This is a genomic window from Pannus brasiliensis CCIBt3594 (genome assembly GCF_036688125.1).
Classification (GTDB): domain Bacteria; phylum Cyanobacteriota; class Cyanobacteriia; order Cyanobacteriales; family Microcystaceae; genus Pannus; species Pannus brasiliensis.
Genome location: NZ_JBAFSM010000013.1, coordinates 24,832 through 51,412, shown reverse-complemented (window position 1 = coordinate 51,412; position 26,581 = coordinate 24,832). Strand labels below are relative to the sequence as shown.

Here is a 26,581-nt window from a genome sequence, read left to right as displayed (position 1 = left end):
ACGTAGTCGTTATGAGTTTAAATAAAACGATGGTCAAAATCGTCGGTATTAGCGGCAGTTTACGGGACGGTTCCTATAGCGCGCGGGCGCTGGAAGAGGCGATCGATCGAGCGAGAAAACTCGGCGCGGAGGTAGAACTTCTCGATCTACGGCAACTTTCCCTACCCTTCTGCGACGGGGGGGACGAGTATCCCGACTATCCGGACGTGGAGAAATTGCGCCACGCGGTTCGATCCGCGGACGGATTAATTCTCGCCACGCCGGAATATCACGGGAGCGTGAGCGGCGTACTGAAAAACGCTTTAGATCTGCTCAGTTTCGAGCATTTATCGGGCAAAGTAGCCGGCACGATCAGCGTTTTGGGCGGACAATCGAACAATAACGCCCTGAACGATCTTAGGGTGATTTTACGCTGGGTTCACGCCTGGGTGATCCCGGAACAGGTGGCGATCGGCCAAGCGTGGAAAGCCTTCGATAACGACGGGAAACTGATCGACGAGAAGCTATCGGAACGTCTGGACACTTTCGCAAGAAGTTTGGTCGAGAATACCCGGAAACTCAGATCGATCGAGTGATATCGATGGTGATTTTCCCGCCGAAATCGGGAATCGGGGCGGCCGGTTTCGAGAGTCGCACCCGAACCGATCGAACCCGATCGAGCGTTAGGATATCCTCGGCGATCGCGGTGGCCAGTTTCTCCACGAGGGCGAATCTCTCGTTTTGAATGCGGTGTTTGACGAACTCGATCGCCCGACGGTAATCGATCGTATCCTCGATCGCGTCGCTCGCGCCCGAAACCGAGAGATCCACCTCGATCGAGAGATCCACCTCGAACCACTGCCCCAAAACCCGTTCCTCCGGTAGATAACCCGTGTACCCGTAAGCGCGAATTCCCGTAACGTGAATATTGTCCATAATTTCTAGGTTTTTGTGAAAATAAAGCGAAAATTGGAGCGATCGGCAATCAGCGCGTTTACGGCGACCTTCAATGGCTTTTAAATAGTCGCTAAGGCTGAAAAACTCATATCTTGAAAGCTAATAGCCGATCTCTGATAGCTTAACGCCTCCTAGATCCATCCTCCCGAGACCTTGAAGCGCGATTACTTTTTGAGAATCGAAAATCGAGACAAATTCCAATTTAAAGAGATAGATCGCTCTTGTGTAGAGTTTTGGATGGTTTTATTCTGTATTCCCCCTCCTGACTCCTGACTCCTGTCTCCTGTCTCCTTAACCACACGACAATTTTTGAATTCCGCGAGAGATCTCCGGAGTCCCGAAACGGTACAATATAGAGTTTAGTGATTCGGACGCGGATATCCTAGTTCAAGATTAATATGGCAGAAACCCTATTATTTAACGCCCTGCGGCAAGCGATCGACGAGGAAATGGGACGGGACGAGACGGTATTCGTCCTCGGGGAAGATGTCGGTCACTACGGCGGTTCCTATAAAGTCACCAAAGATCTCTATAAAAAATACGGCGATCTGAGAATACTCGACACGCCGATCGCCGAGAATAGTTTCACGGGAATGGCCGTCGGCGCGGCCATGACGGGATTACGACCGATTATCGAGGGGATGAACATGGGTTTCCTCCTCCTCGCGTTCAACCAGATCGCCAACAACGCCGGGATGTTACGCTATACCTCCGGCGGGAACTTCAAAATCCCGATGGTCATCCGCGGCCCCGGTGGGGTGGGTAGACAACTCGGCGCGGAACACTCCCAACGCTTAGAAGCCTATTTCCACGCGGTTCCGGGCCTGAAAATCGTCGCCTGTTCCACCCCCTACAACGCCAAGGGATTATTAAAATCCGCCATTCGCGACGATAACCCCGTTCTGTTTTTTGAACACGTCCTGCTGTATAACCTGAAAGACAATTTACCCGATCGAGAGTATCTTCTACCCCTCGACAAAGCGGAAATCGTCCGTAAGGGGGAAGACGTAACGATTCTGACCTACTCGCGGATGCGTCATCACTGTGTACAGGCGCTCAAACAACTCGAAAAAGACGGCTACGATCCCGAGATCATCGACCTGATCTCGCTCAAACCCTTCGATATAGAAACGATCGCCGCCTCGATCCGGAAAACCCACCGGGTGATTATCGTCGAGGAATGTATGAAAACCGGCGGGATCGCGGCGGAATTAATCGCTGTAATCAACGATCAGCTATTTGATGAACTAGACGCGCCCGTTCTCCGGTTATCGTCCCAAGATATTCCCACGCCCTACAACGGCAATCTAGAGAGATTAACGATCATTCAACCGGCCCAGATCGTCGAGGCCGTACAGAAAATGGTCGGCGATCGCATCTAATCGCCTCCCGGAAAAATTCCCCTCTCCCCTGAAGTTATGCAGAAACAAAACTGGCTGTTACTGTTAATCGCCGCGCTCGTGATAGCCTCGATCGTCATCCTGATCAAACTGCCCCTCCAACTCGGTTTAGACCTGCGGGGGGGGACCCAGTTAACGGTGCAGGTCAAACCCACCGAACAGGTGAAAACGATCGAACCCAACGATCTCAAAGCGGTACAGACCGTCATCGAGAACCGGGTCAACGCCCTCGGCGTTTCCGAATCCCTCGTGCAAACCGTCGATACCAAAAATCAGGTGATCGTGCAACTTCCCGGAGTCACCGATCCTAAAGAGGCCGAACGGATCTTAAACGTGCAGGCGCAATTAGAATTCCGCCAGCAGAAACAGGGGACAGACGGGGAATTCCGCGCCGAGTACACGGTTTTCCAGCAGAATCAAGCCGAACTCGAAGTGCTGAGAAAACAGAACGACCCGAAAAACGCCCCCCGGATCGCCGAACTGGAAAAATCGCTCGAAAAATCGAAGGCCGCCATTCTCGCGCTGTTTGAATCGGTGGGATTGACCGGGAAAAACCTACAAAACGCCCAGATCAGTTCTACCCAGGGCAGGAACTGGGAAGTGGCGATCACCTTCGACGGGGACGGGGGTAAAAAATTCGCCGACCTCACCAAAGCGATCGCCGGGACGGGACGCACGATCGGCATCTTTCTCGATAACGAGTTAGTCAGCGCGCCCGTGGTCGATATCCAATTCGCCCAAACGGGAATTACCGGCGGAAAAGCCGTTATTACGGGTAATTTCACCGCCGAATCCGCAAACGACCTCGCCATCCAACTCCGCGGCGGTTCCCTCCCCTTCCCGGTGAAAGTGGAAGAGATCCGCACCGTCGGCGCGACCTTGGGGCAGGACAGCATTCGCCGCAGTATCTACGCGGGATTGGTGGGCTTGCTGTTGGTTTTAATCTTTATGGGAGTTTACTACCGTTTACCGGGAGTGATCGCCGACATTTCCCTGATTATCTACACGATTCTCTCTCTAGGAGCCTTCGCGCTAGTCGGGGTCACGCTCACCTTACCGGGTATCGCGGGATTTATCCTCAGTATCGGGATGGCGGTAGACGCGAACGTGTTGATCTTCGAGCGTACCCGCGAGGAACTACGGGCGGGAAAATCGCTGTTTCGAGCCGTGGAATCGGGTTTTTACCGCGCTTTCTCCAGTATTCTCGATAGTAACGTGACGACCCTGATCGCCTGTGCCGCCCTATTCTGGTTGGGGTCGGGTTTGGTGAAAGGGTTCGCGTTAACCCTGGCGATCGGCGTGGCGATCAGTATGTTCACCGCGTTAACCTGTAGCCGTACCTTACTGTACCTGACGGTGTTAAACGTGCCGAGCGTTCGTCAGAAACCGCAACTTTTCTGCCCCAATCTACCCGTCAATCAGTGAGGTGAGTATGACTTTCCGCGTGAGCAAACAGCGTAATTTCTGGTGGTCGTTTTCGGCACTGTTAACCATCGGCGGCCTCCTGGCGATGATCATCTCCTGGTTCACCATTCAAGCGCCCTTGCGTCCGAGTTTGGATTTCGTGGGGGGAACGAGAATTCAGACGACTCTCGCCTGTGCCAAACAGAACAACTGCTCGGAACCATTAACCACCGCGCGGGTGCAGGCAATTCTCGACGAGGAAGGACTGAGCAATAGTAGTATTCAGGTGTTGGATAAATACACCCTCTCGGTTCGCACGAAAACCCTCGACGAGACCCAGAAAACGACCTTAAGAACCGCGCTAAACGAGAAAATCGGGAAATTCGACCCAGAAACGAGTCAGGAAGATACGGTCGGCCCGACGATCGGGCGGGATCTGTTTCAATCGGGCTTACTGGCGCTGATCGTCTCTTTCTTCGGGATCGCCGTGTATCTCAGCTTCCGTTTTCAACGCGATTACGCCTTTTTCGCCATTGTCGCCCTGTTTCACGACGTTTTAATTACCGTCGGCGTGTTTGCGGTGTTGGGCCTGATCGCGGGGGTAGAGGTAGACAGTTTATTTCTCGTTTCCCTCTTGACGATCGTGGGCTTTTCGGTCAACGACACGGTAGTTATCTACGACCGGGTGCGGGAAAATCTGGAGAAAACCCCCGATCTCCCGATCGATGAAGTGGTCGATAACGCGGTCGAGCAAACTTTAAGTCGATCGATTAACACGACCTTAACCACCTTACTCCCTCTCGTGGCGATTTTCCTCTTCGGGGGCGCGACGCTGAAATATTTCGCCCTCGCGTTGATTATCGGGTTCGCGGCCGGCGCGTATTCGAGTATTTTTATCGCCAGTACCCTCCTCGCGTGGTGGCGCGGCCGCGGGAGCAAAACCCGGATGGTAGGAGCGTAGCCTCCTGCCAAAAATCCGAATCTCTGGTCATGACAGGAGACAGGAGCCAGTATTCAGGAGTCAGGAGGAAGGAGGATACATAAATTGTACGAACGCCCGTAAAAACTTTAAAGCTCAGTATTTTCTGTCTGAAAAGTTCGAGACAATTTTACTTTTGCCAGAGGTCTATCAAAGTCAGGACACTTCTCGCCCGAACGATTTTTACAGGATAAAATTTCAGAAATTCGATGTTTAGGAAGATAAATCGCTTTTAAACACGAATATACGGAAAATTTATCTTTATTATTTCTCCTGACTCCTGACTCCTGACTTCTGACTCCTGCCTCCTACTAAGGCAAGGGTTCGATCGCTATCCGCGCTTCCAGTTGTGAATCCAGCCGTAAATCCGTTGTTTTCACCGGTTTCGCCGTTCCCGTCACCGGCGCGCAGTAGGACGGGATCGGACTCGACACGAGGGCGATATGGCGATCGCTCACCGCTAACCCGTGCGTCGGATCGTAACCGCGCCAACCCCCTCCGGGTAGATACACCTCTACCCACGCGTGTAGATCCCTCTCTCCCCCCTCCGGATCGCCCTCCTGGTAGCCGCTGACGAACCGCGTCGCCAATCCCACCGCGCGACACACATCCATGAACAACACCACGAAATCCCGACAAGATCCCTGCCGTTTCGTCCAGGTGATGCCCGGTGTCCAGGGTTCCCCCTCCGGCCGGACGGTGTATTCGCAATCCTCATAAATCCGGCTAGTAAGGGCAGAAAGGAAGGAAATCGGGTTATTTTCCGTTTCGTGGAGAAGATCCCTCGCCAGTTCGCTAACCGCCGGATCGCCCAGCGTCCCGAACGGCTGGAGATAGGGCTGTAATTGCAGTTGTAGGGAACCGGGATAATCGAAGGGTAAACGCGTCGCCCAGGGTTCGAGAAGGTAGTAAAAAGGGTTATCGACGCGCGTTTCTACTCGGCTTTCCGTCTCGATTTTCAGGGTTTCGATCGCCTGTCCGAACCAGATCTGAATACTCGAATTCCCGTCGAGATCGATTATCTCGCTCGTTCCCGACGGGTTCGGGGTTACTTTCAGGGTAAAACGTTCTACCGTCTGCCAACCGTTCGATCGGGGCCGTAAACGCAGGAGATGCGGCGCGAGAATTACCGGTTGATTGTAGGTATAAACGGTCTCGTGATGGATAGAATAGCGCACGAATTAAGCCATGAATTGGGAACTGACTAACTGATTGGTCGGGGTGGGGGTGGGATTGAAAACGAAGAAAGTATCCGAGATTTTTACCCCGACCTCGTTGACGCGTCGTTGGACTCGATCGAGAAACTCGTGTAAACCGATCTCGATAACATCCTCGATCGTCAGATAACCCATCTCCGCGCACAGACGGCCTAACGTTCTCTCCGCGGAATTACTCCACGTCCCGAGGGGGGTTCCCGTCACCTGATGGAGACAGTGTTCCAACTCCCGCAGACAGAAATGGATCGATCGAGGGAATTCTCGATTGAGAATCAAAAACTCCGCCACGTTCCCCGGAGTGATCCGGCGCTGACACTTGCGATACATCTCGTAGGCGCTGACCGATTTCAGCAGGGCGATCCATTGAATCTGATCGAGAGAAGTTCCCACCCATTGCGCCGACGGAAGGAGATAATAGTATTTCACATCGAGGATTCGGGCGGTTTTATCGGCTCGTTCCTGTAAACGACCCATAATCCCGAAATGCCAGCCCTCGTTATGGGTCATCGTCGCGTCCATCACCCCCGCGAACCGGTGGCTGGCCAGTTTCACCCGCGTGAAAAACTCCGGTAACGCGATATGGGACGAGTTTTCGGAAGCCTCGTTCACCAGCCGGTAAAAACCGTTTACTTCCTCCCACATTTCCGAGGAAATCACCTCCCGGATCGATCGAGCGTTTTCCCGCGCCCACCGCACACAGGAGATGATCGAGTTAACATATTCCGTATCAAATGTCAAGAATCGAATCACATTTTCGGCGGTCGCCGCACCGTAGCGTTCTCGAAACTGTTGTAAATCCCCGGTCGTTAACACCAACGGTTCCCACTGTTGCACGACACTCGTGGGAACATCGAGCATGAGATTCAAATTCACATCCACGAAGCGGGCCACATTTTCCGCCCGTTCGATATAGCGATTTAACCAATAAATAGAATCAGCGACCCGACTTAGCATGATAATTTCGGTGAATAAATTGAATGAGGGAATGGGGAGATAGGGAGATAGAGGGATGGGGAAATGGGGAATTTTTTCAAGTAAAAGGGGAAGAGGAAAAGGAAAAAGAGCTTTCTTAATTTTTTCACCTTTACCCTTTACCCTTTTACCTTTTCCCTCACCTCCCTCCTATCTTAAGTCAACACCCAAGTATCCTTACTTCCCCCTCCCTGACTGGAATTGACGACGAGAGAACCTTTTTTCAAGGCGACGCGGGTTAAGCCACCGGGATGGACGTAGATTTCATCGCCTCGGTGGAGAATATAGGGACGTAAATCGACGTGACGACCCTCGATTTCATCGTCGATTAAGGTCGGTACGCGGGAGAGACTTAACACCGGTTGGGCGATGTAATCGCGGGGATTGGCGATAATTCGGGCCGCGAACTCTTCCCGTTCCGCGACCGTCGATTGAGAGCCTACCAGCATCCCGTAACCTCCCGACTCGTTGGCCGATTTCACCACCAACCTATCGAGATTTGCTAACACGTATTCGAGATCTTTTTCCCGCCAACAGAGATAGGTGGGAACGTTATTTAAAATCGGTTCCTCTCCCAGATAATAGCGGATCATATCGGGGACGAACGCGTAAATTACTTTATCGTCAGCGACTCCGGTTCCGGGGGCATTAGCTAACGCGACGCGTCCTTCTCGGAACACTTTCAATAAACCGGGAACCCCTAACAAAGAATCGGGACGGAAAACGAGGGGATCGATAAAGTCATCATCCACGCGACGATACACTACATCCACCCGTCGCAGTCCCTTGGTGGTTTTCATCTGTAAATAGCCGTCTACCACCACGAGATCCCGTCCCTCGACCAATTCCACCCCCATCTGTTGCGCGAGGAAAGAATGCTCGAAATACGCGGAATTATACATTCCGGGGGTTAATACAACTACGGTCGGATTCGGTAATTGAGGAGGGGCGAGATTGAGGAGAGTTTCGAGGAGATGGGAGGGATAATCATCGACCGGTCTGACGTTCATCGTCTGGAAAATTTCCGGGAAGGTGCTTTTCATCACCCGACGATTTTCGAGGACGTAGGAAATTCCGGAGGGAACCCGTAAATTATCTTCGAGAACGTACCACTGTCCATCTTTATCCCGGACGAGATCGGTTCCCGTAATGTGACACCAGATACCCCCGACAGGCTTGAGGCCGATACAGGGTTCGAGGAAACCTTTTGCCGAATTGATTAGTTCGATCGGGATAATGCCATCTTTGACGATCAGCTTATCGCCGTAAATATCGCCGAGAAAGAGGTTTAAAGCTTTAATGCGCTGTTTTAAGCCTTTTTCTAGGTATTCCCAATCTTCCGCCGACACGATGCGGGGGATCACGTCGAAGGGGAAAATTTTCTCGACTCCCTGATTGTCGCTGTAGACGTTGAAGGTGACACCGAGATTGAAGAGGGCGGCCTGGGCGGTCTCTCGATGTTGTTGGAGTTCGTGGGGGGGTAGATGTTGCAACCAATCGATTAAAGGCGCGGCGTAATCGCGGGGAGTGCCTTTCGCCTGAAATAGTTCGTCGTAAAAGCTTTCGGGATCGTAGGTATCTAGTTGCACGCTAACCTCGGTTCGTACCGTAACCTATATTCTAGTGTCCGGCCACGCGGGTGGGAAAAATTGTATTTCAGGCTACAATTTAATTGAAATTTAGGAATTTATACGGATTCGCGGGCGGGGGAACAGATTTCTTGGAATTTCTCGAAAACTCGATCGCTAATTTCTAACCCGAATCCGGAATTTTCGACCTCGATGAAAAATACCGTAACACCATCCGGGAAGTTGTCTCGAAAAATTTTCCGAACCGCCCTCACCGACTGGCGACCGTCTCCGCGCGGGGTACAATTATTCTATGTCTCTACAGAAACTCTATCTCCAACAACCGAACGCGGAACACCTGGAAGCGATCGTCGCCCTCGATCGAACCTGTCTCGGTGGTATCTGGTCGTTAGAGGGCTATCGACGGGAACTCGATAGCCCTAACAGTTATTTACTCGTCCTCTCGCTGTCGGACAACCCGGAAAGTATTATCGGCTGTGGTTGTTTTTGGGCGATTCTAGAGGAAGCGCATATTACCATTATCGCGATCCATCCCGACTATCAGGGGAGAGGATTGGGAAAACTGCTTCTGTTCCGACTTCTAGAGGAGGCTGTACGAAGACGGCTGGAACGGGCTACGCTAGAGGTAAGAGTCTCGAATCAGGTGGCGATCGCCCTGTACGATCGATTCGGGTTTCAAGTCGCGGGACGACGCAAGAATTACTACCCGCAAACCGGGGAAGACGCGCTGATCCTGTGGCGGGGGGATTTACAGAAACCGGATTTCGCGGAACAACTCGATCGATGGCGGGAGGAGATCGCGGGTACAATCGATCGGCGGGGGTGGCGATTCGACGGAGAAACTCAAGATAGAATCAATACCACGACCACGCGTTGTCGCTGATGTCCTGGTGAGGATGGGGAAAGATGAGGATTTTGGTACTAGCCTGGGAATACCCGCCGCGATTAGTCGGGGGAATCGCCCGTCATGTCGCGGAATTATACCCGGAAATCGTTAAATTAGGCCATGAAGTGCATTTAATGACGATCGAGTTCGGTCAGGCACCGAATTACGAGATCGTGGAAGGGGTTCACGTCCATCGCGTTCCCGTCCCCCCCGGTAATGATTTCTTTCACTGGGTTGTCAACATGAACAACAGCATGGGGCAACACGGTGGCAAACTGATGGCCGAATACGGGGCTTTCGATATTATCCACGCTCACGATTGGCTGGTGGGAGACGCGGCGATCGCCCTGAAACATTTATTTAAAATCCCCCTCATCGCCACCATCCACGCCACCGAATACGGACGCTACAACGGGCTACACACCGATACCCAGCGCTATATCGCCAGTAAAGAGGGAATTCTCGTCTATAACGCCTGGCGCGTCATCGTCTGTACCGGGTATATGCGTCACGAGGTACATCGGGCGCTCGGCGCGCCGTGGGATAAAATCGACGTGGTGTATAACGGTATCCGCGCGGAGAAAAAACAACGCGATCCGGATTTCGATTACGTCGCTTTCCGTCGCCGTTTCGCGGGGGATCACGAGAAAATCGTCTATTATGTCGGTCGCATGACGTTTGAGAAAGGGGTCGCGGTGTTACTGAACGCGGCGCCTCGCGTGTTGGCGGAAACCGGCGGGAATACCAAATTCGTGATTATCGGCGGCGGGAATACCGATAAATTGAGACAACAGGCGTGGGATCTGGGAATCTGGCATAAATGCTACTTTACCGGGTTCATGTCCGACGAAGATCTCGATCGCTTCCAAACGGTGGCCGATTGCGCTGTTTTTCCCAGTCTTTACGAACCTTTCGGCATCGTCGCCCTAGAAAGCTTCGCCGCGCGGGTTCCGGTGGTGGTTTCCGATACCTGCGGTTTCCCGGAAGTCGTCCGACACACGGTAACGGGTATCGTCACCCGCGTCAATAATCCCGATTCTCTCGCGTGGGGCATTTTAGAAGTGTTGAAAAATCCGGGCTACGCGCGGTGGTTGATCGATAATGCCTACGAAGATCTCGATCGACGCTTTAATTGGGCGAGATTGGCGCGACAGACCGCGGGAGTATACGGTTTAGTCGTCCAACAACGCGAACTGGTGGAATGGTCGTGATGTGAATCCCGGTCGTCGGAAAAATTTCTAACGGGCGATCCATCGCTCGATTTTACCACCCGGTTTTCGATTAACCGGTACAACGCGGTCGCTCATCCGGGAAAAAATACACCTTATCGAAATATTTACGGGAGAGGATGACCCGTGGACACGGCTACGGGATGATTCTAGGGATTACCGATGAACCCGAAAGCCTTAGCCGCTCCACCGGTGAGAGCGACTACCAGCGCGATCAGAATTCCCCGGTTCGTGAATTCCTGATTGGCGATCCGCGCGGTCAATCCGTTGATTTTCTCGTCTAACGCTTTAATGTCCCCTTTGAGATCGGCCTGCCCGATTTCCAGTTTGGTTAACCGCTCGTCTAATCGCTCGAATTTCTCGTCTACCTTGTCAAATCTCTCATCTACCCGCTTCTCGAACGAGTCGATCTTTCCCTCGATCCTCGTCAGGACGGCTTCTAGGGAATAGGTAACGGTTTCTCCGGACATTTTGATAAACTCCGATTAGGTTTGAATTCCTTCCCCCGTCAATGCCGGTCGATCGGGGGAATACCTTTATTATGGAGTCGATTATTATGGAGTCGATCGCCGACACCGACAGATTGAGAACCCTGCCCGCCTCCCGATCGCTCACTCGGCTTTTACTTTCGGGGAAAGCGCGACCGAAACGGTGGTGGAAACCATCGCCGCTATTACCTGTTCGGGAGAAACCGCGAAGGGTAAACGGTGAATGTCGGAATCGGGCCCGCAGGTGATTTCGGCCGCCTGCCGTAATTCGGCGAGGGAAACCTCTTTTAAGCCTAGATCTTCTAACGTTTTCGGTAGAGCGATCGAATCGTAAAACTGGATCAACTGTTGTCGCGCGGAAGCCGCTAATTGATTTCCCTGAACGATTTCTTCCAGTCGTAACTGGACGAGAATCCCGTAAGCCACTTTTTCGCCGTGTAACGCGTGGTGGGACGCGGGAATATGGGTTAAACCGTTGTGGATGGCGTGGGCGGCCACGGTACGACAGTTCGCGCCGCCCAATCCCCCGATGACCCCGGCTAATAATACCGTCGCGTCCACCACTTCCCGCCAATCCTCACCACCGATATTTTCGATCGCTCCGGCCGATTTTTGGAAGAGGAGATCGCGTAATACCCGCGCTTGCTGTACCGCGGCGATCGTCAGGGTGGCGGTAGAATGACCGCTACTGACCGATGCCTCGTACCATTTCGCGAGCGCGTCGCCGATTCCCGCCACTAATGTCCGGGTCGGCGCGGTGCGGATCAGTCCGTAGTCGAGGATCAGGAGATCCGGACAGCGGGAAAGACCGACATCGTAGAGAAACGCGCCCGCGTCGGAGTAAATGTTAGAAAGGGCCGTCCAAGCGGCGCAGGTCGCCCCGGAAGTAGGAACGGTGGCGATCGATAACCCGCATTGACGCGCGAGTAATTTGGCCGTGTCCAGCGCTTTCCCGCCGCCGACCCCGATAATAAAATCCGCCGAATGATTCTTGACAGATTCCCGTAATTGTGATAGGGAGTTTTCCGAGCAATCGGGGGAGTAGGTTCGGTAGTCGGGCGCGAGTTTGTGTTTTTTGGCGATCGAGGCGAGATGGGGCCGGATCACCTCGATCGAGCGATCGCCGCCGACCACGAGGGGACGTTTTCCCAGGGAACTCAGGCTATCGGCGGATTCTCGGAGGGCGTTTTCCCCCCGGATCACGCGCGACGGCGAAACGAGCAGGGGTAAGACGGCGAGGGTGTTGGACATTTTTTCGGGCAATGGTTTAGGAAGTACGGGGTAGTTTAGCGAAATTTTTCGAGAAAATTTGGATTTCGTCGCTATCTTCGCCGCGAGTTTTCAGCGATCGCTTAATTTCTCCCAAATAGAGGGGAGCCGAGAGGCCGGGTTCCGGGTGAATCAGGGTTCGCGCGCGGACGGTAAAGCGATCGTCTCCCCCGACACCGACCCGACCGTAGGAAAATAGATTCTTACTGGCCTGTTTCAGCGTCGCTTCTACTTCGCTCGGGGTAACGGTGGCGGGAAGGGAGATCACGGCTTGATTGGCACCGTTATCATAGACAAGGGAATATTTGACCGCGCCCTCCACTTCGGTAGGAGTGAACAACCCGAGACCGAGGCCGAAAATCCCTGCCGTGAGAACCCCCATGAAGCTAGTGACCCCGACCAGGCGGAAACGGAAGCCCCAACCCGCGATAAAAGCGACGATCGTGAGGACGAAACAGGCGATCGTGGCGATACCCGACCATTTAGCGTAGGTGGCGAAATCTAGGGGAAGTTCCATACTTTCTATAATACAGAGTCTTATGAAAACGGTTAGCATAACCCATTGTACCTATCCGGTTGTCGAAACTTTCCATTCCGTCCAGGGCGAGGGCTGGTGGACGGGAACGAGCGCGTTTTTCATCCGGTTGGGGGGGTGCGACGTGGGTTGTCCCTGGTGCGATCAGAAAGAGTCCTGGAATGCCAGGCTTCACCCCCGCGAGTCCGTGGCCGATCTAGCCGATCGCGCGAGAAACGCGAATCCGGCGATCGTGGTCATCACGGGAGGGGAACCGCTTTTACACGATCTCGACCCCCTGACGCGCGAGTTACGGGAAAGGGGTTTACGGGTGCATTTAGAAACGTCGGGAACGCGGCCGTTTAGTGGGTCTTTCGATTGGGTGACTTTCTCGCCGAAAGTGTATAAAGCGCCCCATCCGAGTATTTACGATCGAGCGAACGAGATCAAGATCGTGGTCGCGGACGAAAGCGATTTACGCTACGCGGAGGAACAGGGATCGCGAGTGCCTTCTACCGCGGCGCGATATCTACAACCGGAATGGAATACCCCGGAAAGTCAGAGATTAGTGTTCGACTACGTTCTGAAAAATCCGCGGTGGCGCGTCAGTTTACAGACCCATAAGTTTTTAGGGGTTCGGTAGATTGACAGAATCAATACTTCGATCGAGATCACAACCCTGTTAACCTCCAGTTACTTCCTGCTATCGTTGGAAATCGGGCTGAAAGTCTATCTAGAGAAATAGTTTATTTCTCTGGAACTTCTTGATAAGAATTCGGTTCGGTTACTCGTTTACGCCTTATTGTAGAGTCGAGCGCGAGCATTTACATGGATGATCAAGCTTTTCGCAATCACCTCTCCCATGCGAACGGGTACGGCATTTCCAATAAGGCGGCCGAGTCTATTAAAACGAACAGTCTCATTAGGTGATAGGAAGCGATAATCACGGGGAAAAGTCTGTAAAATAGCGGCCTCTCTTAAAGAGATAGCTCGATCTTGTTCGGGATGACCGAAACGACCGTTTCCATATCCAAAACACTGAGTTGTAATCGTGGGAGCTAGTGTATCCCACTCCATACGACCATAAACACTAGGATAAGTCTGTCCCGAATTTTTTCGATGGCAAGGAGCGATTAAGTCTTCGTCCCAATCCCGCCATGTTCTCCCTGGCTTTGAAGCTTTAATTCGGCGAAGATTAAGATCGCTCAAAGAGCTAGAAGTGTGTAGCTTGTCATTAGGATCGGTACCTCCAGCCACTAAAGGGGGTAGATCATAGATCGCTTCACGTACAGTTACATGATGTTGATCGGGAGGTAATAACTCTATCTCTCCCAATTTAGATGCCAACAAGACAAGTCTTTTTCGAGTTTGTGGCACTCCATACCCGGAGCAATCCACAACTTTCCACCAAGTATGATAACCGTCTTTTTTGATTCCTTGTATAAATTTTTCAAAAACGATCTCATCGACGAGTTGTGGTACATTCTCCATTGTTATCAACTCTGGTTTGGTATCATGTATCAGCCTACCAAAATCCGAAACTAAATCCCATTTTTCATCTTGAAATCTAGGGGATTTTTTTCGATTTTTACGCGTATAGGTCGAAAAAGGTTGACAGGGCGCACATCCCGCCAAAAGCCGAGTTTGACTATATCCAAATAGATTATTAATCTCATTACCCGAAAGTTCTCGAATATCCCGTTCTATAAATAGGCTATTATTGTTAGTCTCGTAAGGAAAACAACATTGGGAATCAATATCAACACCGGCAACAACCTTAATCCCTCCTCGAATTAAACCATGTGTAAGGCCGCCAACACCACAAAACAAATCAATACAGCTAATGATTTTGCTCTCATCACTTGAATCAAGTGTTTGGTTTACCTTTAATGCGTTTTTATGCGAATTTTTATTCATGATTTACGCTCCTACCGCCGATCTGGTAGTAGATACTCTCGATTATCTATAGAGGTTTTGAAACAATCTACAATCGCCCTAAGATAATCGGCAGTCCATCGGGTAAGATGACGAAGATCGCTAACAGTAACATTCTCGCCACATTCTGAAAATGATCGGCTCCCATGTGCTAACTCGTTACGAATGTTTTTGATCGATGCGAGCGCACCTTTACCATCTCGAAAAGGGCGTTTAATAGCACTTTGAACGTCACTATCCACCCTCCAGGGTAAGCATAAGCGTCTACATATTAAATCGTAAATTTCTTCATCAGCCCAATTGCCACCTCCACCTTTCTCTATCTTAAAACTTGGTGTTATCGGACGAGCATCTACTAAATGATCGCAAAGCTCTAAAGCGTATTGAAGGCGGTTGTCAGGAGTGAGATCGGTGTGGGTACGGGCAATAAATCTTACCCACTCACCGCGAAAGCTATTCGATAAATCTTTGGGTTGATGACGGTGATAAACGATGGTAGTTGAAACCGCATCTAAGCAACGTGTTACTGTTGATTCTACTAGATTATACAGTTGTAAATAAACACAAGAATAAAGAATTTTTTGTTGTTGCATGGTAATGATAGTACCATTTTGTCCAAGTCTTGGAGAACCGCCTTGAACCTCTCTTTCTAGAGAGTCTAGCAGATCAAGATAAACCTCAATTTCTTGTAGCCTTTCTTCAAAGGCATTTCTAAAATCATCCATTTCTAATCCTCCAGTAATTTATTCCGAACAAAATCGATACGAGCATTTAATCTTTTCTTGACATTAGCACCGTCCGCACCAGTGACAGCTACAAATTCTTTACTACCTAACCAGTCTCTTACTTCCTTTACTTGATTGATTAACTGCGGCCGTTCTTGAATGGCTCTATAGCTCCCAATCGCAATCGCTTCAAATCTCGCTCGTGGAGTCACGTTACCTTTTGCAGTTTTACGGAATCCACACGGAAAATTTTTAGAGACAAATTCCATTGTATTTATGAATTTCTGTCGGTAAACATTTTCAAGATTAAGATTATTTTTGAACTCTAAGTTCATTTTTTTTGTGTAATCAAAAAGAAATGCAGATACTCTATCTTTATAATCATCTAGTCCATCTCCATAGGCAAAAAAACGTGTAACAAGCTCTTCCCTTTCTCGTTCCTTGTCTTGTTTTTTAGTAACTGGTGCAAGAGCTTTGAAAAATTCCTCATTAGAGAGCGAGATAACAAGATCTTGAAAAGCTCCGTTCAAAATGCCTCGGCGAACTTCGGCCGTGTTGGCAATTTTACTTCCTGTATTAATTCTATCGAAAAGTTCAAAGCGCGATTGTTCATCAGCGTGTTCGTTAAGTACAATTCCTCGAATCGAGCGATTCTTAATCTTTCTTTGTCGAGATTCTGGAAGATCTTTAAATCGAAAACCAGAAACTCTTGATAGCTCTTCTAGTTCACCGATCACCCTATCGCCGAGGATAAATTGTTGAATGGTTCTTAATCTTTGTGATCCATCTACTATTTCAAGCTTACCCGTATTTGGATTCTCCCAAAAAAATAGAAAAGGAATCGGAAGCCCCATTAAAAGTGATTCAATAAATCGGGATTTTCGACTGTCTTCCCAAGTGTCATCACGCTGATACAGTGGGACTTCAAAATCTCCGTTTTCCATTTTTGACGCTAAAAGTTCAACGCTAAATTCAGTTAAATAGAACTCGATTCTTTTGGACTGCTCGACAATCTGTTCTTCTGCCGCCGAAACCTGTTCTTCAGTAAACCTAGATTGTTCTTCGTCACTCATTGGCCAGTTCTACCTCGTAATCTACCTTATTTCCCCAATATATTCTCGTTATTCGAGAATATAGCTCCTATTATATACCTTGGATGTCGCTCTTTTTACCAATACACTTAAAAATAACCTGCAATTAGCCCGATCGCTCTAGATCGGATCACTTGGAGATCGAGAATTATACCTCGCCGTTTCCGAGCTAACCTACAGCAACGTGTTTACCATAGAATTGGGACAAATTTTACTGAATAATCAAATTATCAAACTCATGGTCTTCGATGAGGAAAGGGAGGCGATCGAGCGATGGATACCCGAGTAAAGTACCGAGAGATTATTAAAAATGTACTCCGAGATCACGCCGATTATCGGAATACGCCACCCGACGACTACACCTCGCGGGTCGCTTTCGATGACGATCGAGGGGAATACTTGATTTTAGATATAGGCTGGCAGAAGGACAGTTACCTTCACGCCACGCCGATCCATATCAGTCTCATCGGCGATCGGGTTTGGATTCAGTGCGACGACACCGAGGAAGGAGTGGCCGGCGATTTACTCGAAGCGGGCATTCCTAAAGAAGACATCGTTCTCGGTTTCCGTCACCCCAAAGTACGGCCGTATACGGGTTTCGCCGTGGCCTAACAACGGGGGAACGGCGATCGAACCGCGGGGGACGGGACGGGGCGATCGATCCGATAACCTAAAATCTTTCGAGCGATTTGTTCGTTCGGCGCGTCGTTTCCCTTTAAAATGGTCTATCGCGCCTAGACCCCGTGGCAGGTCGAGTAGTGACAGTAGACTGAACAAAGTACGTTAAAAGATTATGGCCAAAGTTCTGGTATCCGATTCGATCGATCAGGTAGGAGTGGAGATTCTCTCGCAAGTCGCCCAAGTGGACGTGAAAACGGGACTCCCCGCCGAAGAACTCGTTAAGATCATCCCCGAATACGACGCGCTGATGCTCCGCTCCAGTACCCGCGTCACCAAAGAAATTATCGAGGCGGGAACCAAATTACAGATTATCGGTCGCGCCGGGGTGGGCGTGGATAACATCGATGTTCCCGCGGCCACCCGTCAGGGAATCATCGTCGTCAACTCCCCGGAAGGCAACACCATCGCCGCCGCCGAACACGCTCTCGCGATGATGCTCTCCCTCTCCCGTCACATTCCCGACGCGAATCAATCGGTCAAGGCGAATAAATGGGAGCGGAACCGCTTCATCGGGGCGGAAGTTTACAAAAAAACGCTCGGAGTGGTCGGTTTGGGGAAAATCGGTTCCCACGTCGCGACCGTGGCTAGAGCCTTGGGAATGAAGATTCTCGCCTACGATCCGTTTATTTCCGCCGAACGCGCCGATCAACTGGGTTGTACCCTCGTCGATCTCGATTTACTATTCGCCGAGTCCGATTACATCACCCTACACGTTCCCAAAACGAAAGAAACCACCCATCTGATTAATAAAGAATCGATGAGCCGGATGAAACCGACCGTCCGGATCATCAACTGTTCCCGTGGGGGAATTATCGACGAACACGCTTTAATCGAGGCGATCGAATCCGGCAAGATCGCGGGCGCGGCGCTGGACGTGTTCGAGCAGGAACCCCTCGGCGAATCCCGACTGCGGGAACTCTCGAACGTGATCCTCACGCCCCATTTAGGAGCCTCTACCGCCGAGGCGCAGGTGAACGTGGCGATCGATGTGGCCGAACAGATCCGTGACGTGTTACTCGGTCTCCCGGCGCGTTCCGCGGTCAATATTCCCGGACTGACTCCCGATGTCATGGAAAAACTGCGCCCCTATCTCCAGTTGGCGGAAACGATGGGCAATCTCGTCGGACAGTTGGCGGGAGGTCGTATCGATTGGTTAAACGTCCGTTTACAAGGAGAATTGGCGGCCAAAGATAGTCAGCCCCTCGTGATCGCGGCGATCAAGGGTTTACTTTCCCAGGCTCTCCGGGAACGCGTAAACTATGTCAACGCGGCGATCGAGGCTAAAGAACGCGGCATCCGGGTGATCGAAACCCGCGACGCGTCCACCCGCGACTATTCGGGATCGATCCATCTAGAGGCCCGCGGTTCGATGGGCGAGCATTCCGTCACGGGCGCGCTGTTGAGTACGGGAGAGATCCGGATTACCGACCTCGACGACTTCCCGATCAACGTCCCGCCGAGTAATTATATGCTGTTCACTCTCCACCAAGATATGCCGGGCATTATCGGTAAAATTGGCGCGTTATTGGGCAGTTTTAACGTCAATATCGCCAGTATGCAGGTAGGACGGAAAATTATTCGCGGTGACGCGGTGATGGCCCTGAGTCTCGACGATCCTCTCCCGGAAGGATTGCTCTCGGAGATCACCAAGGTGTCCGGTATCCGCGACGCGTACACGGTGAAACTCTAGTTTCGGGCTAGGATAGTAAGGTTGGGCATCGATCGCCCGACCTTACCGAGAGTTTGAATTATGCCGAATTGGCGATGTATCACCGGCTGTGGCGCGTGTTGTCAACTGAACCCCGACGAGCGCGACCTAGAAGACTATCTCACCGAAGCGGAATTACAGCAGTATTTGAGCATGGTGGGCGAGGGGGGATGGTGTATTCACTTCGACCATCAGACCCGTCTCTGCACGATTTACGAGAATCGCCCGATTTTCTGTCGCGTGAAACCGGATATTTTCGAGAGAATGTATCAAATTGAACCGACAGAATTCGATGAATTCGCGATCGATTGCTGTCATCAACATATCGAAGATCTCTACGGGGAAGATAGCGAGGAAATGAATCGTTATTTACAAGAGGTAGGGTAAGCGGTGGTATGACGCGACGGGAGAAAATTTCTTTGTGGTATGACGATCGCTTTCGGAAAATTTTTCTTCAAGCGATTATTTTCCTGATCGTTTTCTCGATTCTTTTCTATTTCGGTCGGAATCTGGTTTTGAATTTTCGACGGTTGCGGTTGAGTTTCGGGTTCGGGTTTCTGTTCGATCGCTCCGCTTCGTTCTCGATCGGCGATTCCCCGATTCCTTTCAGTCCGAGCGATCCCTATATCCGCGCCGTTTTCGTGGGATTGTTGAATTCTTTACGGGTGATGATCTCTGGAATTATCCTATCGATCGCTCTCGGGGTGGCGATCGGATTGGGGCGATTGTCGGATAATTGGTTAGTGCGTCAGTTAGCGACCGTTTACGTGGAAACAATCCGCAATACTCCCCTACTTTTACAGTTATTTTTTTGGTATTTCGCCGTTTTCCTACAACTACCGAAAATTGACGATCCCTTACAAATCGGGGCAAGTATTTTCATCAGTAACGCGGGAATCTATCTACCGTTTCCCGCCAATAGTTTACAGACTTGGTTATCTTTAATCATCATTATTATCAGCCTAGTTGCCGCTTGGTTTCTCTGGAGGAGAGAGAGCGATCGAACCTCGGAAAAACTTGTTTTCATCCCCGTTTCTATCGCGATAATCGCCCTAGTTTTCGGGCTACAGTGGCGAGTCCCGCGATTCGATTCTATCGAGCAAAGTATCGATTCGGGCTTACATCTTTCCTCGGAATTCTCGACCTTATTAATCGGGTTAACCGTGTATACGGCGGCTTTTATCGCGGAAACGGTGCGCGCGGGAATTCAATCGGTGAGTAAGGGACAGTGGGAGGCGGCGAGAGCGATCGGTTTACAACCGGGGACGATCACGCGTTTAATTGTTTTCCCGCAAGCGTTACGGGTGATGATTCCCCCGCTGACGAACGAGTGTTTAAATCTGGCGAAAAATTCCAGTTTGGCGATAGCGATCGGTTATACCGATATCTACGCGGTTTCCAGCACGATCGCCAACCAAACGGGTAAATCCGTGGAAATGTTAATCGTGGTGATGGCGACATATTTATCGTTCAATCTCATCGTCTCGTTAATCATGAATCGGGTCAATCAACGGGTAAAGATACCGGAGCGATAAAACCGCGATAGCCAGTTGTATAGGTTATGTTAAGTTTGTTTAAATGACCCTAATATTTTAAGGGGCGCAAGCCTCGCGCCCCTACGTTAAATCTTAATTTTCTTGCGGTCGATCGAAAGGATCGAGTATCGCGAGAGATCTACTGTCGGTTAAACCCGCGCTTAATACGATCGCTTTTTCGGACGGAAATAAGCGACCGCTTCCACTAAACCGAGGGCGATAAAATTGGTTAACAGAGACGATCGACCGTAACTCATCCACGGTAACGGAATCCCGGTGATCGGCGCGAGTCCCACCGTCATACTGATATTAATAATCGCCTGGAACGCGATCATCGTCAGAACCCCGATCGCCAGGAGAGAACCGAAATTTTCCCGCGCGCTCGTGGCGATCACCAGCAAACGCCAACAGATCACGAAAAACGTTAGTAGCACCAAAATACTGCCCACGAAACCGAGTTCTTCCCCCACCACCGAGAAGATAAAATCGGTGTGCTGTTCGGGAATAAAATTTAACTGGGTTTGCGTGCCTTGATGTAATCCCCGTCCGGTTAATTCCCCGGAACCGATGGCGATCCGCGATTGAATTAATTGATATCCTCCCCCTAACGGGTTCTTTTCCGGGTTGAGGAAAAGCGTTAATCGCTCTTTCTGATATTCCTTCAGTAAACCCCACAATATCGAACCGAGTTTCCCGGCCGCGACGTTCACCGCGACCGCGATCGCCGTCGCGAAAAATCGCCAGGGTAACGTGTAAAGGGCGATAGCGACTATTATTACCATCCAGACGATCCAGCCGGGAAATAGAAGATTAAATAAAAACGCCGAAACTAACGGCGAGAGCATGAGAACGATCCAGCCGAGTTTCGCGTTCGCCCAGTAGAGCATTCCCAACGTGATCGCCCCGAATACCAGTCCGGTTCCTAGATCCGGTTGCGCCATGATCAATAGCCAGGGAACCGCCGTCACCGCGAGAACTCGGGCGATCGAGAGGAGATTATCGGCGGGATACTGGTGTAATAAAGCGGCAATGGTAATAATCACGCCCATTTTGGCGAATTCCGACGGCTGTACGTTGAAACTGCCGATATTAATCCAACTTTGCGCCCCGTTCGCCGTTACCCCGATCGCGATCACGGCCAGTAGGGATAGATTGGTGAGCGCGTAGGTGAGCCAGTGCCAGCGTAGAAGTTTCTCGTAGCGACAAAAGGAAAGAAATACCGCGATCGCCGTGCCGATCGCCCCGAATACCCAATGTTGCCACCAATCGATCGCTCCCGTGTGAAGTTCGGCGCTACGGATCATCAATCCCCCGAAAAACGTCAACCCCACCACCGCGACGAACAATGTCCAGTCGATGGGGGGTAATCGATCGATCGCCCAAGATAGAGGATTCTCGATCCTCGATCGTCTTCTCACTCTCACTCGCATCGCTCACACCTCGGAATTTTCCGCTCGAATGATAACTTGTCGTCGAGATAGGAGTCAGGAGGCAGAAGGCAGGAGTCAGGAGTCAGGAGGTAAGATAGATTACCTTTTTCACTACCCCATTTCCCTCACCTTCCCCATCGCCCTCACCTCCCCTATCTCCCCATCTCCCTAACTATAGGCCGCTACGGAGACCTTAGCGGCGATCGCTTTGGCGATATCGATCAGCGCTTTGGCCGAGGCGGATTCCGGTTCGCTGACGACGATCGGGATACCCGCGTCGCCCCCTTCTCGGAGGGAGATCTCGATGGGTACACGACCGAGTAGGGGAACCCCGAGTTCCTTCGAGGCTTTCTCTCCTCCCCCGGAACCGAAGAGATCGTAGGCTCGATCGGGCAGATCCGGCGGGATAAAATAACTCATATTCTCGACGATGCCCAATACCCTCGCCCCTAACTGCTGGAACATTTTCAAGCCGCGACGGGCATCGAGCAGGGAAACGGTTTGCGGGGTGGTGACGATCACCGCGCCGGCGAGGGGGACGGCTTGGATCAGGGTTAATTGCGCGTCTCCCGTCCCCGGTGGCATATCCACGATCAAGTAGTCGAGTTCGCCCCAATTCACCTGATAGAGAAACTGACGGATGATACCGTTGAGCATCGGGCCGCGCCAGATCACCGGCTGATCCGGATCGATTAAAAAGCCCATCGACACCATTTTGATGCCGTGATTAAAAGCGGGTTCGAGAATGTCCTGATTGCCGCTCTGGACTTTTACTTCCGCGTCCGCGAGTCCCAGCATCGTCGGCGCGTTCGGCCCGTAGATATCCGCGTCTAATAAGCCCACTTTCGCGCCTAGATTGGCGAGGGCGACGGCGACATTGACCGCGACCGTACTTTTGCCCACGCCTCCTTTGCCGCTAGAGATGGCGATGATATTGTTCACGCCGCCGATCGATTCCCGATCGGGTAACGGTTTCTGCTTCGGGGTTTCGGCGGTCACGGCCACGTCTACCGTTTCCACTCCCGGAAGTTGTTTCACCGCTCTCTGACAATCCTCGACGATAAACTCCCGTAACGGACAGGCGGGAGTCGTCAGCACCAGGGTAAAGCTGACCTTTCCCCCGTCGATCGCCACGTCGCGGATCATGTTTAATTCCACTAAACTTTTTTGTAATTCGGGGTCTTGCACCGGGCGCAAAACCTCCAGTACCGAGCGCGTGTCGAGCGTCATGACGATTGAATCTCCTACGATTCCGGGATCGCGCCCGAAATCCTGATTTAAATTTTTTTGAAATTACAAGGGTTATCACGTCAACGAGGTGGGGTCTTTCGTCGGACACGAGATTCCGAACGACCGGCGCCGAACTCCTGTCGTAACGATTAATTATCTTAACGTTTTCAGGCCATCCGTTCTTCGGCGGCGTGGGCGAGTTCGGCGGCGACTCGGGCGAGATAGGGACGGCTGAGCCACCAGATAAACGGCGATAACCAACCGCGCAGGGTGACGGAGTAGGAAATATACGTCCCGCAAACGGTGGACTCGACCTGATAGGTCATCTTTTGTTCCATGCCGGGGATGGCTAACACGCGCAGGCTGAGGAGTTCGCCGGGGCGCACGTTTTCCACGAACAGGCGGATCGGGATCGGGGTCAACCGGGTGACGGCCTGATAGATCAATCCGGGTTTGGCGATCAGTCCGAGGGGAACGTCGGCTTTGGCGATCAGGGGATGCCAGGAAACGTCGGCCACGTTGATTAATTTCTGCCAGAGGACATCGGCCGGGGCTTTACTGACCACCCGATAGGTTTTGTAGAGCGAGAATTTACAGAACAGCTTGCCTTTGGCCGCCACTACCCGAAGAGAGAAATTGAATATCACCGATTGCCTCCCGCGAACTCGATCGGGCGAAATTACTATTTTAGAAAAAAATCGGGATCGGCGCGGCGGTGTCGTTACCGATCGTGACGATCGCGCGCGGCCCCGGCGGTCGCGATCACCTGGAGTAACTGCTCGATCCGGCTCTCCGTCGGCGGGGCGAGACAGGGAAACACCGACAGTTTCGGGATCTGGTTGGCGGCCTCGGTGACGCTGACATCGAGGGTGACGAGGGGGATCGCGGCCAGTACCTCGGATCGGGCGAGTTCCCGGAGATAGGCGAGGGGATCGTCGGCGCTCGATCGATCCAGTACGATCGCGTCCACTTCCCAAACACTCGCCAAAAGTTCCGCCTGCTCTAAACTATCGGCCTCGATAAAACGGTAGTTTTCCTGTACTAACTGACTCGTCCAAACCCACTGGAACGGGGAAAGCTCGGGGGCGGTTTCCGGACTGCCGTGTAAGCGGAGGAGGGTGGGGGAGGTTTTCCGCTCGCGGGCGGGCTGAGGGGGCGCGGCGAGGTTCAAGCAAGCTTGGAGGGCGGAGGAGGTGATCGGCGGCACGAGAAAGCCGTCCGCGCCCTGTTGTTCGCTGTGCTGTTTTTCCGAGGCGGGAGCGGTGACGATCACTTTAATGTCTTTGGTGCGGGGGTGAGATTTTAGCAGGGTCAGCACGTCCCAGCCGGAGAGTAGGGGAAGTTCGGGCGCGAGGAAGATACAGCGGGGCTGGAGTTGCCGGGCTTTCTCGATCGCCTCCGTCCCGGTTCGGGCGATGATCACTTTCATGCCCAACTCGCCCAATCGATCGACGAATTGCTCGATCGCCTTCGGAGCGGAATTGACCACGAGGACGAGGCGCTGTTTCCCCGGCGGATCGCTGTTTTCCGCGAGGGGGTGGGGGGGGAGAAGTAGGGTGAACTGACTGCCCTGCCCGACCTTGGACACGAAGGAGAGATCGCCCCCGTGGGCGCGGGCCAGTTTTTGGGTGAGGACGAGGCCCAATCCGGTTCCCTCGAACTGTCGGGTGAGCGGGCTTTCTAGCTGTTGGAATTTCTGGAAGATCAGGTGTTGCGATTCTTCGGGAATGCCGATGCCGGTATCGGAAACGGTGAAAGCCAGCCAATTTTCCCAACGGTTGACCTTGAGGCCGAACGTGCCGCCATCGGCGGTAAATTTCACGGCGTTATCGAGCAGATGCACGAGCATCTGTTGCAATCGGGACTCGTCGGCGACGATGGTTTCGATACCCGGTTCGATCTCCGACCGGAAGACGATCGCGCGATCGACCCGTCCGGGATATTTCTCCGCGATCGTCTCGCGGACGCGCTGACAGAGGCGATCGAGCCGCACCCGCGCCGGGGTTAATTTTAACTGTCCGGTTTCCAGACGGGTGAGATCGAGGAGATCGTTTACCAAGCTCATTAACTGCCGACCGCTACGATAGATCAGATCGGCGTATTTCGACTGACGGGGATTGAGTTCGCCGATTTTCTGCTCTCTGAGAAGATTGGAGAGACCCACGACCGCCGTCAGGGGCGATTTAAATTCGTGGCTGATACAGGCGAGAAATTCGTCTTTGAGGCGGTTAAGATGGACGAGATCGGCGTTTTTGACCGCCAGTTCGTGACAGCACTGCTGTTGTTCGGTGACATCGGTGGCCACGATCAGCCAGACCTCGCCGGGGGTGGCTAGGGACGGCTCGATCGACAGGGACAGGGGAACGCGGACGAACTGCCAGACGCGGGTGATGTCCCCCTCGGGGATGTCTAGGCGTTGCGGGACGGGAGAGAGCGTCGGGACTTCTAACTCCTCCCCGCCGACGGCGACCGGCGTTCGATCGAGGCCGGCCGGCGCTCGGAACCGGAAGCAATCGCCGATCCGCTCGCGCCATTGACGGTTCCGATAGAGAATTTCCCCGTCATCGTAATACAGGAGGACGGGTAGGGGTAACTGTTCGAGAAAGTCGATCGGTCGTTCCCGCCAGACCCGATCGGGGGGGCGAGGATTAACGGTGTCTTCTAGGAGAACGTGGCCGAGAGAAAATCGTAATAAACGCCCGGTATCTAACCTACCGATAAATTTTCCCCGATTATCGACGAGAACAGGCTCGAAAAGCGGCGATTCCCCGGTGAGCGTTTCCAGAAATTCCGTCACCGACATCCCCGCGTTCAGGGGAACGACCGGTCGGGCCAGCGCGTTCAGATCGATCGGTCGCGTCGGTAGGGTTCCTGCGGTTTCCCCCCGCTGTCTCCCCTGTCGGTAGAGAAGATGGGTGAGCAGAAACCGACTCTCGATCGAGCCGATCGGGGCGCCGGCCCGATCGACCACGACGATCGGGCCGGCCGGGTGAGCGCCGACGAGTTCCAGTAACGTGTTACTATCGGCGATCGAACCGCAGGTCGGTACCGGCTGGTTAAAGTGCTTCAAACTGAGCGTGAGACTGGGCATGACAATCGCGATACTCGAAATCGAACAACCGCGGGAAATACGGTTAACAGCGAGAGCTACCGAATCGAGTTCCGGGCGCCTGAAAAGTAACCCCGAGAGTTTCCTTCCTTTATTATGACGCTCTCTTCCCCTCACGACCGCTCGATTGATTACAATTAGTAATAATGGGGGCCGATCGGTCCCGAACCTCGTCACTTTTCTCGACGTTCCTTCCCGCGGACCGGGATGTTTTCCCGATCGCGCCATGCTATCCTGACTTGAGGTATTTTCTT

General features: G+C 52.2%; 27 protein-coding genes. 13 read left to right on the top strand and 14 right to left on the bottom strand.

The window, feature by feature from the left end; translation table 11 throughout:
- The first annotated feature begins 29 nt into the window (after positions 1 to 29).
- The gene (locus tag V0288_RS08580) at positions 30 to 575 is read left to right on the top strand and encodes an NADPH-dependent FMN reductase (protein ID WP_422661938.1); all 546 of its coding nucleotides are present in this window, start codon (positions 30 to 32) and stop codon (positions 573 to 575) included.
- Here the strand turns inward: V0288_RS08580 and folB are convergent.
- Positions 559 to 915, bottom strand: coding sequence for a dihydroneopterin aldolase (gene folB / locus V0288_RS08575; protein WP_332864664.1), 357 nt, complete (start codon positions 913 to 915; stop codon positions 559 to 561). The two genes, V0288_RS08580 and folB, sit on opposite strands and share 17 nt — an antisense overlap.
- Positions 916 to 1,334: 419 nt before the next feature.
- Between folB and V0288_RS08570 the strand changes: the two genes are divergently transcribed.
- The 3 genes from V0288_RS08570 to secF are packed head-to-tail and all read left to right on the top strand — an operon-like array spanning position 1,335 to position 4,701.
- Positions 1,335 to 2,318 (top strand): alpha-ketoacid dehydrogenase subunit beta, encoded by a 984-nt coding sequence (locus V0288_RS08570; protein WP_332864663.1) that lies wholly within the window; start codon positions 1,335 to 1,337, stop codon positions 2,316 to 2,318.
- A gap of 36 nt (positions 2,319 to 2,354) precedes the next feature.
- On the top strand, positions 2,355 to 3,761 hold the full coding sequence (secD, locus tag V0288_RS08565; protein ID WP_332864662.1) for a protein translocase subunit SecD: 1,407 nt from the start codon (positions 2,355 to 2,357) through the stop codon (positions 3,759 to 3,761).
- A 7-nt stretch (positions 3,762 to 3,768) separates the two neighbouring features.
- Positions 3,769 to 4,701 carry a protein translocase subunit SecF gene (gene secF, locus V0288_RS08560; RefSeq protein ID WP_332864661.1) on the top strand — a complete coding sequence of 311 codons (933 nt, stop codon included), beginning with the start codon at positions 3,769 to 3,771 and terminating at the stop codon, positions 4,699 to 4,701.
- 329 nt (positions 4,702 to 5,030) lie between these two features.
- Here the strand turns inward: secF and V0288_RS08555 are convergent, their stop codons facing one another.
- The 3 genes from V0288_RS08555 to V0288_RS08545 all read right to left on the bottom strand — a co-directional run bounded on the left by V0288_RS08555 (position 5,031) and on the right by V0288_RS08545 (position 8,497).
- Positions 5,031 to 5,897, bottom strand: coding sequence for a transglutaminase family protein (locus V0288_RS08555; protein WP_332864660.1), 867 nt, complete (start codon positions 5,895 to 5,897; stop codon positions 5,031 to 5,033).
- 3 nt (positions 5,898 to 5,900) lie between these two features.
- On the bottom strand, positions 5,901 to 6,890 hold the full coding sequence (locus tag V0288_RS08550) for an alpha-E domain-containing protein (protein WP_332864659.1): 990 nt from the start codon (positions 6,888 to 6,890) through the stop codon (positions 5,901 to 5,903).
- A 173-nt stretch (positions 6,891 to 7,063) separates the two neighbouring features.
- Positions 7,064 to 8,497: a circularly permuted type 2 ATP-grasp protein gene (locus V0288_RS08545; protein WP_332864658.1), complete on the bottom strand. Its 1,434-nt coding sequence runs from the start codon at positions 8,495 to 8,497 to the stop codon at positions 7,064 to 7,066.
- 292 nt (positions 8,498 to 8,789) lie between these two features.
- Between V0288_RS08545 and rimI the strand changes: the two genes are divergently transcribed.
- Positions 8,790 to 9,380, top strand: coding sequence for a ribosomal protein S18-alanine N-acetyltransferase (gene rimI / locus V0288_RS08540; protein ID WP_332864657.1), 591 nt, complete (start codon positions 8,790 to 8,792; stop codon positions 9,378 to 9,380).
- Between the two features lie 23 nt (positions 9,381 to 9,403).
- On the top strand, positions 9,404 to 10,594 hold the full coding sequence (locus tag V0288_RS08535) for a glycosyltransferase family 4 protein (protein ID WP_332864656.1): 1,191 nt from the start codon (positions 9,404 to 9,406) through the stop codon (positions 10,592 to 10,594).
- A 167-nt stretch (positions 10,595 to 10,761) separates the two neighbouring features.
- On the opposite strand, the gene V0288_RS08530 is transcribed toward V0288_RS08535, so the two are convergent.
- From V0288_RS08530 to V0288_RS08520, 3 genes are all read right to left on the bottom strand, one after another.
- Positions 10,762 to 11,082, bottom strand: a complete 321-nt coding sequence (locus V0288_RS08530; RefSeq protein WP_332864655.1) for a DUF4164 domain-containing protein — start codon at positions 11,080 to 11,082, stop codon at positions 10,762 to 10,764.
- Between the two features lie 141 nt (positions 11,083 to 11,223).
- On the bottom strand, positions 11,224 to 12,351 hold the full coding sequence (locus V0288_RS08525) for an iron-containing alcohol dehydrogenase family protein (RefSeq protein WP_332864654.1): 1,128 nt from the start codon (positions 12,349 to 12,351) through the stop codon (positions 11,224 to 11,226).
- A gap of 16 nt (positions 12,352 to 12,367) precedes the next feature.
- Positions 12,368 to 12,886 (bottom strand): Ycf51 family protein, encoded by a 519-nt coding sequence (locus V0288_RS08520; RefSeq protein WP_332864653.1) that lies wholly within the window; start codon positions 12,884 to 12,886, stop codon positions 12,368 to 12,370.
- Positions 12,887 to 12,908: 22 nt separating this feature from the next.
- On the opposite strand from V0288_RS08520, the gene V0288_RS08515 reads away from it, so the two are divergent.
- Positions 12,909 to 13,526: a 7-carboxy-7-deazaguanine synthase QueE gene (locus V0288_RS08515; protein WP_332864652.1), complete on the top strand. Its 618-nt coding sequence runs from the start codon at positions 12,909 to 12,911 to the stop codon at positions 13,524 to 13,526.
- Between the two features lie 149 nt (positions 13,527 to 13,675).
- Here the strand turns inward: V0288_RS08515 and V0288_RS08510 are convergent, their stop codons facing one another.
- The 3 genes from V0288_RS08510 to V0288_RS08500 are packed head-to-tail and all read right to left on the bottom strand — an operon-like array spanning position 13,676 to position 16,616.
- Positions 13,676 to 14,800: a DNA cytosine methyltransferase gene (locus V0288_RS08510; protein WP_332864651.1), complete on the bottom strand. Its 1,125-nt coding sequence runs from the start codon at positions 14,798 to 14,800 to the stop codon at positions 13,676 to 13,678.
- A gap of 11 nt (positions 14,801 to 14,811) precedes the next feature.
- Positions 14,812 to 15,543, bottom strand: coding sequence for an MAE_28990/MAE_18760 family HEPN-like nuclease (locus V0288_RS08505; RefSeq protein WP_332864650.1), 732 nt, complete (start codon positions 15,541 to 15,543; stop codon positions 14,812 to 14,814).
- A 2-nt stretch (positions 15,544 to 15,545) separates the two neighbouring features.
- Positions 15,546 to 16,616 (bottom strand): DUF262 domain-containing protein, encoded by a 1,071-nt coding sequence (locus V0288_RS08500; protein WP_332864649.1) that lies wholly within the window; start codon positions 16,614 to 16,616, stop codon positions 15,546 to 15,548.
- Positions 16,617 to 16,758: 142 nt separating this feature from the next.
- Between V0288_RS08500 and V0288_RS08495 the strand changes: the two genes are divergently transcribed.
- From V0288_RS08495 to V0288_RS08475, 5 genes are all read left to right on the top strand, one after another.
- Positions 16,759 to 16,923, top strand: coding sequence for an element excision factor XisH family protein (locus tag V0288_RS08495; RefSeq protein WP_332864725.1), 165 nt, complete (start codon positions 16,759 to 16,761; stop codon positions 16,921 to 16,923).
- Positions 16,908 to 17,246, top strand: coding sequence for a XisI protein (locus tag V0288_RS08490; RefSeq protein WP_332864648.1), 339 nt, complete (start codon positions 16,908 to 16,910; stop codon positions 17,244 to 17,246). Before V0288_RS08495 ends, V0288_RS08490 begins: the two co-directional genes overlap by 16 nt.
- A gap of 181 nt (positions 17,247 to 17,427) precedes the next feature.
- Complete coding sequence (serA, locus tag V0288_RS08485; RefSeq protein ID WP_332864647.1) at positions 17,428 to 19,005, top strand: phosphoglycerate dehydrogenase; 1,578 nt, start codon at positions 17,428 to 17,430, stop codon at positions 19,003 to 19,005.
- Positions 19,006 to 19,065: 60 nt separating this feature from the next.
- Entirely contained in the window at positions 19,066 to 19,410 is a 345-nt protein-coding gene (locus V0288_RS08480; RefSeq protein ID WP_332864646.1) for a YkgJ family cysteine cluster protein, read from the top strand.
- 8 nt (positions 19,411 to 19,418) lie between these two features.
- Positions 19,419 to 20,558: an amino acid ABC transporter permease gene (locus tag V0288_RS08475; protein WP_332864645.1), complete on the top strand. Its 1,140-nt coding sequence runs from the start codon at positions 19,419 to 19,421 to the stop codon at positions 20,556 to 20,558.
- Between the two features lie 161 nt (positions 20,559 to 20,719).
- Here the strand turns inward: V0288_RS08475 and rodA are convergent, their stop codons facing one another.
- Entirely contained in the window at positions 20,720 to 21,988 is a 1,269-nt protein-coding gene (rodA, locus tag V0288_RS08470; RefSeq protein ID WP_422661934.1) for a rod shape-determining protein RodA, read from the bottom strand.
- A 28-nt stretch (positions 21,989 to 22,016) separates the two neighbouring features.
- Here rodA and V0288_RS08465 point away from each other — a divergent pair, with 28 nt between their 5' ends.
- On the top strand, positions 22,017 to 22,160 hold the full coding sequence (locus tag V0288_RS08465) for a hypothetical protein (protein WP_332864643.1): 144 nt from the start codon (positions 22,017 to 22,019) through the stop codon (positions 22,158 to 22,160).
- On the opposite strand, the gene V0288_RS08460 is transcribed toward V0288_RS08465, so the two are convergent.
- From V0288_RS08460 to V0288_RS08450, 3 genes are all read right to left on the bottom strand, one after another.
- Positions 22,157 to 23,218, bottom strand: coding sequence for an Mrp/NBP35 family ATP-binding protein (locus V0288_RS08460; protein ID WP_332864642.1), 1,062 nt, complete (start codon positions 23,216 to 23,218; stop codon positions 22,157 to 22,159). The genes V0288_RS08465 and V0288_RS08460 overlap by 4 nt on opposite strands.
- A gap of 167 nt (positions 23,219 to 23,385) precedes the next feature.
- A complete protein-coding gene (locus V0288_RS08455) occupies positions 23,386 to 23,865 on the bottom strand; it encodes an SRPBCC family protein (RefSeq protein ID WP_332864641.1) in 480 nt (159 codons plus the stop codon).
- 74 nt (positions 23,866 to 23,939) lie between these two features.
- Positions 23,940 to 26,309 carry a hybrid sensor histidine kinase/response regulator gene (locus V0288_RS08450; protein ID WP_332864640.1) on the bottom strand — a complete coding sequence of 790 codons (2,370 nt, stop codon included), beginning with the start codon at positions 26,307 to 26,309 and terminating at the stop codon, positions 23,940 to 23,942.
- Positions 26,310 to 26,581: the final 272 nt, after the last annotated feature.